The 13,530-nt window shown below is 74.9% G+C and carries 16 protein-coding genes; 5 read left to right on the top strand and 11 right to left on the bottom strand.

Going from position 1 to position 13,530, the window contains the following annotated elements; translation table 11 throughout:
• The first annotated feature begins 33 nt into the window (after positions 1-33).
• Genes FHL79_RS15815 through FHL79_RS15800 form a run of 4 tightly spaced genes read left to right on the top strand, consistent with a single transcriptional unit; the run spans position 34 to position 3,390 of the window.
• Positions 34-771, top strand: coding sequence for a CDP-alcohol phosphatidyltransferase family protein (locus FHL79_RS15815; protein ID WP_138759546.1), 738 nt, complete (start codon positions 34-36; stop codon positions 769-771).
• Positions 772-776: 5 nt separating this feature from the next.
• Positions 777-1,337 carry a YqaA family protein gene (locus FHL79_RS15810; RefSeq protein WP_138759545.1) on the top strand — a complete coding sequence of 187 codons (561 nt, stop codon included), beginning with the start codon at positions 777-779 and terminating at the stop codon, positions 1,335-1,337.
• A gap of 38 nt (positions 1,338-1,375) precedes the next feature.
• The gene (gene menE / locus FHL79_RS15805) at positions 1,376-2,521 is read left to right on the top strand and encodes an o-succinylbenzoate--CoA ligase (RefSeq protein ID WP_171058183.1); all 1,146 of its coding nucleotides are present in this window, start codon (positions 1,376-1,378) and stop codon (positions 2,519-2,521) included.
• Positions 2,521-3,390 carry a 1,4-dihydroxy-2-naphthoate polyprenyltransferase gene (locus tag FHL79_RS15800; protein WP_138759544.1) on the top strand — a complete coding sequence of 290 codons (870 nt, stop codon included), beginning with the start codon at positions 2,521-2,523 and terminating at the stop codon, positions 3,388-3,390. The genes menE and FHL79_RS15800 overlap by 1 nt, the downstream gene beginning before the upstream one ends.
• A 72-nt stretch (positions 3,391-3,462) precedes the next feature.
• Here the strand turns inward: FHL79_RS15800 and FHL79_RS15795 are convergent, their stop codons facing one another.
• Entirely contained in the window at positions 3,463-3,780 is a 318-nt protein-coding gene (locus FHL79_RS15795; RefSeq protein WP_138759543.1) for a DUF4229 domain-containing protein, read from the bottom strand.
• On the bottom strand, positions 3,773-4,201 hold the full coding sequence (locus FHL79_RS15790; protein ID WP_218938485.1) for an Lrp/AsnC family transcriptional regulator: 429 nt from the start codon (positions 4,199-4,201) through the stop codon (positions 3,773-3,775). Before FHL79_RS15790 ends, FHL79_RS15795 begins: the two co-directional genes overlap by 8 nt.
• A gap of 139 nt (positions 4,202-4,340) precedes the next feature.
• Between FHL79_RS15790 and FHL79_RS15785 the strand changes: the two genes are divergently transcribed.
• Positions 4,341-4,562 (top strand): hypothetical protein, encoded by a 222-nt coding sequence (locus FHL79_RS15785; protein WP_138759542.1) that lies wholly within the window; start codon positions 4,341-4,343, stop codon positions 4,560-4,562.
• Here the strand turns inward: FHL79_RS15785 and FHL79_RS26180 are convergent.
• The 9 genes from FHL79_RS26180 to FHL79_RS15745 all read right to left on the bottom strand — a co-directional run bounded on the left by FHL79_RS26180 (position 4,559) and on the right by FHL79_RS15745 (position 13,473).
• Positions 4,559-4,690, bottom strand: coding sequence for a hypothetical protein (locus FHL79_RS26180; protein ID WP_281283876.1), 132 nt, complete (start codon positions 4,688-4,690; stop codon positions 4,559-4,561). The two genes, FHL79_RS15785 and FHL79_RS26180, sit on opposite strands and share 4 nt — an antisense overlap.
• 79 nt (positions 4,691-4,769) lie before the next feature.
• Positions 4,770-5,720, bottom strand: coding sequence for a c-type cytochrome biogenesis protein CcsB (gene ccsB / locus FHL79_RS15780; protein WP_138759541.1), 951 nt, complete (start codon positions 5,718-5,720; stop codon positions 4,770-4,772).
• A complete protein-coding gene (resB, locus tag FHL79_RS15775; protein WP_138759540.1) occupies positions 5,717-7,351 on the bottom strand; it encodes a cytochrome c biogenesis protein ResB in 1,635 nt (544 codons plus the stop codon). The genes ccsB and resB overlap by 4 nt, the downstream gene beginning before the upstream one ends.
• Entirely contained in the window at positions 7,348-8,166 is an 819-nt protein-coding gene (locus FHL79_RS15770) for a cytochrome c biogenesis CcdA family protein (protein ID WP_138759539.1), read from the bottom strand. The genes resB and FHL79_RS15770 overlap by 4 nt, the downstream gene beginning before the upstream one ends.
• A gap of 2 nt (positions 8,167-8,168) precedes the next feature.
• A complete protein-coding gene (locus FHL79_RS15765; RefSeq protein WP_138759538.1) occupies positions 8,169-8,756 on the bottom strand; it encodes a TlpA family protein disulfide reductase in 588 nt (195 codons plus the stop codon).
• The gene (locus tag FHL79_RS15760) at positions 8,749-9,417 is read right to left on the bottom strand and encodes a histidine phosphatase family protein (RefSeq protein WP_246080851.1); all 669 of its coding nucleotides are present in this window, start codon (positions 9,415-9,417) and stop codon (positions 8,749-8,751) included. The genes FHL79_RS15765 and FHL79_RS15760 overlap by 8 nt, the downstream gene beginning before the upstream one ends.
• On the bottom strand, positions 9,414-10,781 hold the full coding sequence (gene hemL / locus FHL79_RS15755; protein ID WP_138759537.1) for a glutamate-1-semialdehyde 2,1-aminomutase: 1,368 nt from the start codon (positions 10,779-10,781) through the stop codon (positions 9,414-9,416). Before hemL ends, FHL79_RS15760 begins: the two co-directional genes overlap by 4 nt.
• Positions 10,782-10,891: 110 nt before the next feature.
• Positions 10,892-11,911 (bottom strand): porphobilinogen synthase, encoded by a 1,020-nt coding sequence (gene hemB / locus FHL79_RS15750; RefSeq protein WP_138759536.1) that lies wholly within the window; start codon positions 11,909-11,911, stop codon positions 10,892-10,894.
• Entirely contained in the window at positions 11,908-13,473 is a 1,566-nt protein-coding gene (locus FHL79_RS15745) for a bifunctional uroporphyrinogen-III C-methyltransferase/uroporphyrinogen-III synthase (protein WP_138759535.1), read from the bottom strand. The genes hemB and FHL79_RS15745 overlap by 4 nt, the downstream gene beginning before the upstream one ends.
• Positions 13,474-13,530 lie beyond the last annotated feature (57 nt).

Below are 13,530 nucleotides of genomic sequence, written 5' to 3'. Positions count from 1 at the left end.
GCCGCTCCGCAGGACTCGGGGCACGATCCTGACGTGCAGCGCGGCGCCGTCCCGACGAACGACGAACCCCCGGAGGTCAGCGTGGCCCACTCGACGGCACCGCATCCCGCCGCCGACCTGAGCCCCCGCCGACCCGGGCTGCCGGCGCGCTGCGGCGTGCGCGGCTGCGGCTGCGAGGACCCCCGGCAGCTCCGCAACGCCGCGAACGTGGTGACGGTCGTCCGCACGGTGGCCTCGCTGGCGCTGGTCACCACCGCGGCGGTCCAGCACTCCTGGCCGTGGCTGCTGGCCGGCTACCTCACCTACTGGATCGGCGACTCCGCCGACGGCAACATCGCCCGCTGGCGGGACCAGGAGACCCGCTTCGGCGCCGTCTTCGACGTGGTCTGCGACCGGGTCAACTGCATCAGCTGCGCGCTGGTGCTGCTGCTGTTCATCGACGCCCCGTGGCCGGTCGCGGTGTTCCTGTTCCAGTTCGTGGTCGTTGACCTGCCGCTCACCCTGCTGCCGATGCGCTGGCCGGTGCTCTCGCCCAACTACTTCTACCTGATCGACCCGCTCGCCTACACGCTCAACTGGCACGTGGTCGCCAAGATCACCAACACCACGCTGCTCATCACGCTGCTCGTCTTCGTGCCCGACCAGCGGGTGGCGCTGGTCGCCGCGTCGGTCGTGCTGCTGATCAAGATCTGGTCGCTGGGGCGGGTGCTCCGGCTGACCACGCCGACGGACACCCCGCACGTGCCGCAGGGCATGCCCGCCCGTGCCTGATCCCCGTGCCTGACGCCGCGACCATCGGCCTGATCGCCCTGGGCCTGGTGGTCGGCGCGGTCTCGGCGGTCACCCCGTTCCTGCCGGTCGAGGCCTACGTCATCGGGCTGGCCGTCACGCACTCCTCCGCCGTCGCGGTCGCCGGCGCGGTCGCCGCGGCGGTCGGGCAGACCGTCGGCAAGGTGCTGCTGTTCACCACCGCCCGGGGTGCGGCCAGCTCGCGGTGGCTGGAGCGGCTCCGGGAGCGGGGCGCGAAGGAGGCCGCCGAGATCACCGCCGCCGAGGAGGCCGGTGAGGAGCCGCCGGGCGGGCCGGTCAAGCGCGCGCTGCGGCCGGTGGGCCGGTGGCTCAAGCGGGTCAACGCCGCCTGCATCGCGCTGCTGTCGGGCCGCTGGGGCCCCGGTGTCGTGCTGCTCAGCGGGGCGGTGGGGATCCCGCCGCTGCTGGCCATCGCCTTCTACGCCGGGACGTCGAAGATGAGCCTCCGCGCCTTCGTCGTCACCTGTCTGCTGGGCCGCACCATCCGGTTCGTCGTCCTGGCGCTGGTGCCCGACCTGCTCCCGTGAGCGATGCCCCCACGGGCCGCGCCGTAGCCTGGCTCCTCGTGGCCCGGCCGTTGACCCTCGTGCCCGCGCCGCCCCCCGAGGACGCCGCGGCGGTGCTGGACACCGTCTGGCCCGCGCTGCGCCGCGCCCTGGACGGCGCCGCCCCGCTCGCCGTGCTGCCGACCGGTGCCGGCCCGGCGGAGGCCGCGCGGGCGGTGCTGCGCCCCGACGAACCGCTCGAGCCGGGGACCGACCTGGTGGTGGTCACCTCCGGTTCCACGGGTGGTGGGCGGGGGGTCCTGCTCTCGGCTGGGGCGCTGCGGGCGTCGGCGGCCGCCACGCTCACCCGGCTCGGTGGCCCGGGCAGCTGGCTCCTCACCCTCCCGACGTCGGCGATCGGCGGCCTGCAGGTGCTGGTGCGCAGCGCGCTGGCCGACCGCGAGCCCGCGGTGCTGTCCCGCGGTGAGCCGCTCGGCCAGGCCCTGGCCCGGCTGCCCGCGGGCGACCGCCGGTACACCGCGATGGTGCCCACCCAGCTGCGCCGGTACCTGGCCGACGAGCCCGGTGCGCTCGCCTCCTTCGACGGCATCGTGGTGGGCGGGGCGGCCACGGACGCCGGCCTGCTCGACCGCGCCCGCGCCGCGGGCGTGCGGCTGCACACCTCGTACGGGATGAGCGAGACCGCCGGGGGCTGCGTCTACGACGGCGTGCCGCTGGACGGCGTCGGCGTGCGGGTGGGCGAGGGCGTCGAGCTGACCGGTCCAGTGCTCGCGCACGGCTACCGGCTGGACCCGCCAGCGACCGGGGAGGCGTTCACGGACGGCTGGTTCCGCACCCGCGACGCCGGGTCGCTGGCCGCCGACGGCACGCTCACGGTGCACGGCCGGCTCGACGACGTGGTGATCAGCGGCGGGGTCAACGTCGCCCCGCAGGCCGTGGAGGCCGCGCTGCGCGAGCATCCGTCGGTGGCCGACGCCGTCGTCACCGGCCGGTCCGACCCGGAGTGGGGTCAACGGGTCGTGGCCGCGGTCGTCGCCGCCCCCGGGGCGGTCCCGGAGCTCGCCGAGCTGCGCCCCTGGGTGGCGGCCCGGCTCGGCGCCGCGGCCGCGCCGCGGGAGCTGCACCTGGTCGACGCCGTCCCCACCCTGCACACCGGCAAGCCCGACCGCCGGGCCGTCGTGAGACTCATCGGAGGAGACCAGTAGTGGCCACCCCTGCCCAGTGGCTGGAGGGCGCCCGCCCCCGGACCCTGCCGGCCGCGCTCGCGCCGGTGTTCGTCGGCACCGGCGTCGCCGCCGCGCTCGACGGCTTCCGGCTGGGCCCCGCGCTGCTCGCGCTGCTGGTCGCCCTCGCCCTGCAGGTGGCGGTGAACTACGCCAACGACTACTCCGACGGCAGGCGCGGCACCGACGCCGACCGGGTCGGGCCGATGCGGCTGGTCGGCTCCGGTGCGGCGACCCCGCGTCAGGTGCTGGTCGCGGCCGGGCTGGCCTTCGCCGTCGCCGCGGTCGCGGGGCTCGCGCTGGCGGCGGTGTCCAGCTGGTGGCTGGTCGCCGTCGGCGCGGTGAGCATCGTCGCGGCCTGGACCTACACCGGCGGCCCGATCCCCTACGGCTACCGGGCGCTCGGCGAGGTGTTCGTGTTCGTCTTCTTCGGCCTGGTCGCCGTCGTGGGGACGACGTTCGGCCAGACCGAGTCGCTGGACGGGCTGGCGTTCGCCGCCGCCGTCCCGATCGGGCTGTGCTCGGTGGCGCTGCTGGTGGTGAACAACCTGCGCGACGTGCACGGCGACGCGGCGGTCGGCAAGCGGACCCTGGCGGTGCTGCTCGGGGAGAGCCGCACCCGGGTCGCCTACACCGGCCTGCTGGTGGTGGCGTTCGGGGTCGTCGTCGCGATCGGCGTCGCGCGGCCGTGGGCGCTGCTCGGGCTGCTGGCCGCACCGCTGGCCGTGCCGCCGGTGCGCACGGTGCTCGGCGGCGGCCGCGGGCCGGTGCTGATCGGCGCGCTCAAGGGCACCGGTCAGCTCACCCTGGCCACCGGCGTCCTGCTCGGTGTCGGCCTCGCCCTGAGTTGAAGGACCCCGCTTCCCCCTCGGCTCGCCGCGGGCCGCTGGAGCGGGGCCGGGAGAACACCGGAACGGGTTCCTTCACTCGTCCGCGTCGGTGCCGCGGAGCTGGGTGCGCAGCGCCTCCTTGCGCTCGCTGCGGGCCATCAGCGCGCTGGTGAGCCGCTGGCGCACCGGGCTGAGCACCAGGAAGGACACCGGCATCGCCAGCAGCACGCCGAACAGGAAGCCCGGCGTGCCCGGCAGGCCGAGCGCCCACAGCAGCGCGATCAGCGCGGCGGCGATGGCCAGCCGGCCGAGGGTGTAGAGCAGGAACCACGTCGCCAGCGGCGGCGCGGGCGCCGGGCCGCCGGCAGCGGTCGCCCCAGCCTGCTCGGGAGCTCCGGTCTGGTCAGCCACGACGGCCCTCCCACTTGGTCGACAACACGACGGTCGTCCGGGTGCGAGCGACACCCCGGACCCTGTTCAACGCGCTGATGGTGTCCTCGAGTGCCCGGATGTCCGGGACCCGGACCTTGAGCACGTAGCCCTCGCTCCCGGCCACCCGCCAGCAGTCCTCCACCGAGGGCAGCGCGGCCAGCGCCTCCTCCAGCCCGGTGTCGTCGACCTGGTCGCTCTCGATGACACCGACCAGGGCGGTGACGCCCAGGCCCACCGCGGCGGGGTCGACGACGGCCCGGTAGCCGGTGATGACCCCGGCGGCCTCCAGCTTGCCGACCCGCTCGTGCACCGAGGGCGCCGACAACCCGACCTGCCGGGCGAGCTCGGCGTAGCTCGCCCGCCCGTTGGCCCGCAGCAGGCTGATCAGCTGCTCGTCCACCGCGTCGATGACGCCCCTCCGGTCCTCGTGCGCGCCCCGGAACCGGTCCGGCGCGGGCTGCTCGGTCTGTGGTGTGGCACCACCGCGTCCGAGTATCACCGCGGTCGTACATTGGTGGGCGACAAGGGGGGGTGGCCCGATGGTCTTCCTGGTGATGTTGGTGATCGCGGTGGCCGTGGTCGTGCTGGTCATGCGTGCGGCGTCGGCCCAGTCCGGCGGACAGGGGGGCACCACCCGACCGGCGCGCCCACCGAAGCCACGGGCCCAGCGGGAGACGCGCTTCGTCGCACCCGACGACGACCCCGACTTCATCCGCGAGCTCGAGCGGCGTACCCGCCGCGACGACGGCTCCCCCGCCTAGCGGGGTCCTCCGGACGGTGCGGCCGTGCGGGTGGTCCGGGCCGGCCAGTCACCCGGCCAGCCGAGGCCGGCGCCGTCCCGGGGCTCACCGGGCCAGCCGAGGGCACCGTCGCGCGCGTCGCTCGTCATGCGCCCAGGATCCCATGTCGGCCCCGCTGCAGGGTCCCGCCGCGAGCTTGCGTGTGGCGGGGGGCAGCGGGGTCCTTCCTCAGCTGACCCCGGCGTAGCTGTGCAGCCCGGTGGAGACGAAGTTGACGTACAGCAGGTTGAAGACCATCACCGCGAGCCCCACCACGTTGACCCACGCGGACGGGCGGCCACGCCAGCCGGACGTCGTCCGGGCGTGCAGGTAGGCGGCGTAGACGACCCAGGCGATGAACGCCCAGGTCTCCTTGGGGTCCCAGCCCCAGAACCGGCCCCAGGCGCTCTCCGCCCAGATGGCCCCGGCGATGACCGCGAAGGTCCAGATCGGGAAGCCGAAGACCGCCGTGCGGTGGGCCGTGCGGTCCAGGGCGGCCGCGGACGGCAGTCGGTCCAGCAGCGAGGGGCCGGGCACCGCACCGGCGACGGCCCGCTCCTCGCGGCGGCTCTTCACCAGGTACAGCACGCTGACGATGCCGCTGACGAAGAAGATGCCGAACCCGAGCGTCGCCGTCGTCACGTGCACCGCGAGCCACCACGACCGCAGGGCGGCCACCAGCGGGCCGGCCTGGACGTAGAGGACCAGCCGGATGAGCGCCATCGCCACCACGACCGGGCCCATGATGAAGACCCCGATGTGCCGCAGCTCGGGGGCCCGCACCGCCAGCAGCGTGTACGCCAGCACCGCGACGAGCACGACGACGGTCGTGAACTCGTACATGTTGCCCCAGGGCAGCCGGTCCGCGGCCATCCCGCGGGTCACCACGACGGCGGCGTGGGTGAGCAGCCCCAGGACGGTCAGCAGCATGGCCAGCGAGCCCAGCCGGCGCGCGCGGGCGGGCTCCTCGGTGGACGGGGCGGCGGGCAGTCGGTCGCCGCCTGCGGCGACCAGCTGCTGGGCGCGCGCCGGGCGGCCGAAGGCCAGCTCGGCGCAGAAGGCCACCACGGCCAGCGAGTAGACCACGACCGTGATCGTGAAGAACGTGTCGGACAACCTGGCGAGCGACTCGTCGATCACGACGGCGGTGCCTCCTCGGAGAGTGACGGTGCGGCGGCCGGGGCCGCTGCGCTGCGCGCGCTGAGCGCCGCCTGGACGGCGTCGGTCAGCGCCGTGAACCGGGGCCCGGTGTCGGCGCTGCCGCGGGTCAACGAGCCGATCGACAGCACGGTACCCCCGCCGTCAGCGGCCGGGGCGGCGCGGGCGAACACCCGCTCGCGGCGGACCAGCAGCATGCCGAGCAGCCCGGCCAGGACCGCCATCGCCGCCCCGAGCACCCACAGCTGGCCGGGGTCGTGGGACACCTGCAGCGCGGCGAACTCCTTGACGCCGCTGAAGGTCACCACGGTCCCGTCGGCCAGCGTCAGCGACTCCCCGGCCGCCAGGTTCGCCCGGCCCTGCTCGGTGAGCAGACCGCGGTCGATCTGGGTCTGGTCCAGGGAGTAGACCGACTGCGGGAGCCCGGAGTCCAGGCCCAGGTAGCCGGTGTAGACCACGACCGCGACCTGCGGGTCCAGTGGCCGCGGGTCCACCGAGGTCAGCACCCCGCCCTGCAGCGCGCCGGTCGGCGCGAAGAAGCCCTCGATGGCCAGCTGGTCGGTGTCGCCGGCGCCCAGGTCGGGGACCTTGAGCACGCCCTGGCTGGCCATGGTGCCCTGGTCGGCCGGGAGGAACGGCGCGGACAGGTCGGTGAACGCCGTCCCGTCCGGGAGCGTGATGCTGAACTCGGGGCTGTAGCCGTGCCCGGTGACGTAGACCCGGTCGCCGTCGATGCGCAGCGGGTCGTTGACCCCGATCGTGGTCGGCGGCCCGGCGGCGCCGTCGAGCTGGTAGTCGATGTCGGCGGTGTAGGACGCCGCGGTCAGGTCGTCCTCGTACTGGGCCTGGAACTCGGTGAGGTCCACGCACAGCGGTGCGAGGTCGCCGCTGTCGACCAGCGGGCCGGCCGAGTAGGTGTCGTACTGCTGGAACGAGTTGCAGAAGCCCTGACCCTCGGTGACCAGGATGCTGCCCTCGTAGCCCCACATCTTCCCGGCGGCCAGCCCGAGCAGCAGCGCCAGCAGCGAGAAGTGGAAGAGCACGTTGCCGGTCTCCCGCAGGTAGCCCTTCTCCGCCGACAGCTCCGGACCCGACCGGCCGTCGCGGCGGACCACCCGGAAGCGGCGGACCCGCAGCTCCTCCTCGACCACGTCGAGCGCGGCCGGACCGTCCAGCGGGGCCGGCAGCTCGGTGTTCTCCGGCAGCCGGAGCAGGTGCCGCGGCGCGGTCGGCGGCGGCGCGAACAGCGACCGCGCGTGCTCGATCGCCCGCGGCACGACGCAGCCGATCAGCGAGATGAACAGCAGCAGGTAGATCGCGGCGAACCACGGCGAGCTGAAGACGTCGAACAGGTACAGCCGGTCCAGCCACGGCGCGAGCGTCGGGTGGTCGACGAGGTACTGGTTGACGTTGTTCTGCGACAGCGACCGCTGCGGCAGCAGCGATCCCGGGATCGCGGCCACCGCCAGCAGGAACAGCAGCACCAGCGCGGTGCGCATGGCGGTGAGCTGCCGCCACCAGCGCAGCAGCCGGTTGAGCACCCGGCGGCCCGCGGACGGCCGGGACGGCGGGACCTGCGGCGCTGCCGGCCGCGGCGGGGCCGTCGCCGTCACAGCGGGGCCCCTTCCCCGAGTCCGGTCGCGGCCAGCCAGCCCCGCAGCCACTGCATCAGCTCGGTCCAGGCGCCGGTCACCAGCATCAGCCCCACCCCGATCAGGACGACGCCGCCGACCCGGGTCACGGTGCGCGCGTGGGTGCGCAGGAACGACGTCGCCCCCACGGCCCAGCGGGCGCCCAGCGCGACCAGCACGAACGGCACGCCCAGCCCGAGGCAGTAGGCGACGCCGAGGAACGCGCCCCGGCCGGGGTTGGCCTCGGTGAAGGCCAGCGAGTTGACCGCCGACAGCGTCGGGCCCAGGCACGGGGTCCAGCCCAGCCCGAAGACGACGCCCAGCAGCGGCGCGCCGGCCAGCCCGACCGCGGGGCGGGCACTGAGCCGGGCGGTGCGCTGCAGCAGCGGCAGCCAGCCCAGGAAGCCCAGCCCGACGACGATGGTGACCACGCCCAGCACCCGGGTGATGGCGTCGTTGTGCTGCAGCAGCAGCCGGCCCAGCCCGCCCACGGCGGTGCTGATGGTGACGAAGACCAGCGTGAACCCGAGCACGAACAGCAGCGCGCCGGCGACCATCCGGCCGCGGCTGGGCCGCTCGTCGGTGCGGACCGCCGTGGCGACCTGCCCCGTGCCGGCCGGCGCGGGGGACGACGTGCGGGCGCCGGTGCCGACCAGCCCGGTCACGTAGGAGAGGTAACCGGGCACCAGCGGCAGCACGCAGGGCGAGGCGAAGCTGATCAGGCCGGCCAGCGCAGCGACGGCGGCGGCGACCAGCAGCGGCCCGTCGGTGACGAGGTCGGTCACCCCCTCGGCCATGCTCACGCCTCCCCGGTCAGCTCGGCCAGCACCGTGCGCAGGTCGTCCTGCCGCACCTCACCGGTGTACACCGCGGCCACCCGGCTCTCCCGGTCCAGCACGATGGTGGACGGGATGGCGCTGGCCGGGTAGTCCCGGAAGGCCAGGGCGACCTGGCCCTTGGGGTCGAACAGCGACGGGAAGGTGATGCCCTTGCTGTCGACGAACGCCTGGGCGAACTGCTCCTGGTCCTTCACGTTGAGCCCGAGGAACTGCACGCCGGAGTCGGCGACCTCGGTGTAGACCTCCTGGAACTCCGGGGTCTCCACCCGGCACGGCGCGCACCAGGAACCCCAGAAGTTGAGCACCGCAACGTCCCCTGCCAGGTCGGTCGAGGAGAACTCGGCGCCGCCCAGCAGCGTGCCGGTGAACTCGGGCGCGCCGGCGCGCTCGGCCACCGGGATCACCTCGCCGGCCGTCGTCCCGGCGACGAAGCGGAACTCCCCGCCGTTGTTGACGTCGACCGAGCTGCCCTCGCCGCTGGTGCAGCCGGCCAGCGCCGCGGCGGCCACCAGCAGGACCACGGAGTCCCGGACCGAGCTCCTACGCACCGGGCACCGCGTCCGGGTCGGTGGCGCCGGCCGGCTCGGCGTACTCCAGCCGCACCAGCCGGTCGTCGTCGTAGACCAGCGAGGTGACGCTGGCCAGCCCGCACTCGCGTTTGCGCGGGTCGTGCAGGTAGCTGCGGCCCTCCAGGTGCAGCCGCACGGTCCAGATCGGCAGCTGGTGGCTCACGCAGACGGCCTCGTGGCCGCGGGCGGCGTCCCGGGCGGTGGCGACCGCGCCGAGCATCCGGGCGGCGATCTCGCGGTACGGCTCGCCCCATGAGGGCTTCCACGGGTTCCGCAGCCGCCACCAGTTCTCCGGGTGCTTCATCGACCCGTCGCCGACGCCGAAGGTCTTGCCCTCGAAGTCGTTGCCGGCCTCGATCAGCCGCTCGTCGGTGGCGATCTCCAGGCCGAGGGTGTCGGCGATCGGCCGGGCCGTCTGCTGGGCCCGCTCCAGCGGGCTGGCCACCAGGTGCGTGACGTCGCGCGCGGCGAACCAGGCCGCGGCGGTGCGGGCCATGCCCTCACCGGCGTCGGACAGCCGGTAGCCGGGCAGCCGCCCGTAGAGGACGCCGGCGGGGTTGAACACCTCGCCGTGCCGCATCAGGTGGACGACGGTACGACGGGGGCCATGGTGGCCACCATGGCCCTGGGGGGCGCTCACGGCTGCAGCTCCTGGGCGTCGTAGGACTCCGGCGACGGCGCGCGGCTCCCGAGCGCGGCGGCGGCGGCCTCGGCGGCGGCGGGCAGCGCGGCGAGCACGTGGTCGACGGCGTCGTCGTCCAGCGCGGCGCTGACGAACCACGCCTCGAACGCCGACGGCGGCAGGTAGACCCCGCGGGCGAGCATCGCGTGGAAGAAGGCGGTGTGCGCGGCGACGTCCTGGGTGCGGGCATCGTCGTAGTCGCGCACCTGGCGCTCGTCGGGCACGAAGAAGACGGAGAACATCGAGCCGGCCTGCTGCACCCGGTGCGGGACGCCGGCCCCGAACAGCGCCGCGCTGGCCGCCCCGCGCAGGGTGACCGCGACCTCGTCGCAGCGGGCGTAGACCTCGTCGGTGCACAGCCGCAGCGTGGTGAGCCCGGCGGCCACCGCGACCGGGTTACCGGCCAGCGTGCCGGCCTGGTAGACCGGGCCGGAGGGCGCCAGCCGGTCCATGACGTCGGCCCGGCCGCCGAACGCCGCCGCGGGCATGCCGCCGCCCATCACCTTGCCGAAGGTGAACAGGTCGGCGTCGACGGGGTCGAGCCCGTACCACCCGGACCGGGAGACGCGGAAGCCGGTCATCACCTCGTCGACGACGAGCAGCGCACCGTGCGCCGCGGTGATCCGGCGCAGGTGGCCGTTGAAGCCGTCCAGCGGGGGGACGACGCCCATGTTGCCCGGCGATGCCTCGGTGATCAGGCAGGCGATCTGGTCGCCGCGCTCGGCGAAGACCTGCTCGACCGCAGCGACGTCGTTGTAGGGGACGACGATCGTGTCGGCCGCGGCACCGGTGGTGACGCCCGGGGTGTCGGGCAGGCCGAGGGTGGCGACACCGGAGCCGGCCGAGGCCAGCAGCGAGTCGACGTGCCCGTGGTAGCAGCCGGCGAACTTCACGATCAGCGGCCGGCCGGTGTACCCCCGGGCGAGCCGGACGGCGGAGAGCACCGCCTCGGTGCCGGAGTTGACCAGCCGGACCCGCTCGACCGGGGCGACCCGGCCGGCGATCTCCTCGGCCAGGTCGACCTCCCCGGACGTCGGGGTGCCGAAGGTGAAGCCGCGGCGGGCGGCGGCGGTGACGGCGTCGACCACCTCGGGGTGCGCGTGGCCCAGGATCATCGGGCCCCAGGAGGCGACGAGGTCGACGTAGCGGCGCCCGTCGACGTCGGTCAGCCAGGCCCCGGATCCCGACGCCATGAAGCGCGGGGTGCCCCCCACGGCGCGGAAGGCGCGCACCGGCGAGTTGACCCCACCTGGCGTCACCTGCCCCGCCCGGTCGAACAGCTGCGCCGACACGGGCGCTTCGTACGGGTACGGCTCGCTCACGGTCCCACTCTCCCAGGCCTGTCTGTGTGCCCTGGTGACGCCATGGAACGGCCACCCTTCAGGTGCCCGCGCCGAGCGTGCGAGGCGTGGGGGGAAGGGTGGTCCTTCATCTACTGCAGCCAGCGGGCGGCCTCGACCGCCCAGTAGGTCAGCACCGAGCCGGCACCGGCCCGGCGGATGGCCGTCAGGGTCTCCAGGACGGCCCGCCGCCGGTCGATCCAGCCGTGCGCGGCGGCCGCCTCGACCATCGCGTACTCGCCGCTGACCTGGTACGCGCTGACCGGGACGTCGACGGCGTCGGCGACCTTCGCGACGATGTCCAGGTAGGGCAGCGCCGGCTTGACCATCACCGCGTCCGCGCCCTCGGCCAGGTCCTGCGCCACCTCGCGCAGCGCCTCGTCGGCGTTGGGCGGGTCCATCTGGTAGGTCGAGCGGTCGCCGAACTGCGGCGCCCCCTCGGCCGCCTCGCGGAACGGCCCGTAGAAGCCCGAGGCGTACTTGGCGGCGTAGGCCAGGATCGGCGTCTCGGTGTGGGCGCTGGAGTCCAGCCCGGCCCGGATCGCCGCGACCTGGCCGTCCATCATCCCGCTGGGGGCGATGACATGGGCGCCGGCCTGGGCCTGCGCGATGGCGACCGCGGCGTAGCGGTCCAGCGTCGGGTCGTTGTCCACGACCCCGGCCGGGGTGACGATCCCGCAGTGCCCGTGGTCGGTGTACTCACACAGGCACAGGTCGGCCATCAGCACCAGCTCGTCGCCGAGGTCGGCCCGCAGCTGCTGCAGGGCGACGTTGACGATCCCGTCGGCGGCGTCGGCCTGCGAGCCGACCGCGTCCTTCTCGCTCGGGACGCCGAACAGCATGAGCCCGCTGATGCCGGCCTCGGCCGCCTCGTGCGCGGCCTTGCGGAGCGAGTCCAGCGAGTGCTGCACGACGCCGGGCATGGAGCTGATCGGCTGCGGGTCGGTCAGCCCCTCCTTGACGAAGACGGGCAGCACGAGGTCGGCCGGGGCGAGCCGGGTCTGCGCCGTCCAGCGCCGCATCGCCGGGGTCGAGCGGAGCCGGCGGCCCCGCGCGAACCCCGGCGTCGCGCCCTGTCCTCCCCCGCCCGCACCACCCCGGCCGCTGGTCACTTCTCGGCCCCCGCCTCGGCCCGGCGGGCCAGGGCGAACTCGGCCAGCGCGTCGACCAGCGGACCGACGGCGGCGACCTCGGGCTGGACGTCGACCCGCAGGCCGAACTCGGTCGCGCTGGCCGCGGTGGCCGGCCCGATCACCGAGACGACGGTGCGGGCGTGCGGCTTGCCGGCGATGCCCACGAGGTTGCGCACGGTGCTCGACGAGGTGAAGCACACCGCGTCGAAGCCACCGCCCTTGATCGCCTCGCGGACCGCGGCGGCCGGCGGCGCAGCGCGCACGGTGCGGTAGGCGGTCACGTCGTCGATCTCCCAGCCGCGCTCCTTGAGGCCGGCGGCGAGGGTCTCGGTCGCGATGTCGGCGCGGGGCAGCAGCACCCGGTCGATCGGGTCGAAGACGTCGTCGTAGGGCGGGAAGTCAGCGAGCAGGCCCTCGCTGGACTGGTCACCGGTGGGCACGAGCTCGGGCACGATGCCGAACTCGCGCACCGCGTCGGCGGTCTGCTGGCCGACGCAGGCGACCTTGACGCCGGCGAAGGCGCGCGCGTCCAGGCCCAGCTCGGTGAACTTCTCCCGGACCGCCCGCACCGCGTTGGTGGAGGTGAACACGATCCAGCCGTAACGGCCGGTGACCAGGCCCTTGACCGCGCGGTCCATCTGCGCCGGGCTGCGCGGCGGCTCGACGGCGATGGTCGGCACCTCCACCGGGACGGCGCCGTAGGCACGCAGCCGCTCGCTCATGTCGCCGGCCTGCTCCTTGGTGCGGGGCACCAGGACCCGCCAGCCGAACAGCGGGCGGCTCTCCCACCAGGAGAGCTTGGCGCGCTTGTCGACGGCCGCGCCGACGGTGACGACGACCGGCCCGGTGAGGCTGTCCAGCCCCGCGGACTTCTCGGCGACCGCGGCGAGCTTGGCGGCCACGCTCTTCTGCGCGGTGCCGGTGCCCTCGGTGGTGACGACGACCGGGGTGCTGCCCGACAGCCCGCCCTCCACCAGCGCGGCGGCGGTCGTGGGCAGCTGCTCGGCGGTGGCCTGCAGCACCAGCGGGCTGCCGGTGCCGGTGGCGGCGGCGGCCAGCGCGGCCAGCTGGCCGGCACTGTCGACGGTGCTGTCGACCGCGCGCAGGTCGGCCTGCACGGAGCTCGCGCCCAGCGGCACCCCGGCGTACGCGGGCACGGCGGTGCCGACGGCGACCCCGGGGACGACGTCGAAGGCGACGCTGGTGCGGGTGACCGCCAGCGCCTCCTTGACCACGGCGTCGCTGGTGAAGGGGTCACCGGCGACCAGCCGGACGACGACGCTGCCGGTCTTGGCGGCGGCGACGGCGCCCTTGGCGACCTCGGTCGGCTCACCGCTGACCGTGGTCAGCTCGAGGTCGGGGTGCGCGGTGCGCAGGGCCTCGAGGACGGCGGCGGAGACGTCCGGGTCGGCCAGCACGGTGTCGGCGCCGGCGATCGCGGCACCGGCCCGGACGGTGAGGAGCTCCGGGTCGCCGGGACCGGCGCCGACGAAGACCACCGTGCCCCTGCCGTTGCCGTTCTGCTTGCGTGAGCGCGTCATCGCGTGCTCCTGTTCCTGCCCCTGGAGGGGGTCGCTGCGGGTGGGACGGGACATGGG

Origin of the sequence: Modestobacter altitudinis (genome assembly GCF_005930475.1) — a bacterium.
Taxonomy (GTDB): Bacteria; Actinomycetota; Actinomycetes; order Mycobacteriales; family Geodermatophilaceae; genus Modestobacter; species Modestobacter altitudinis.
Note: the sequence above shows the minus strand (reverse complement) of the source record. Positions and strands in the feature narration are given on the sequence as shown.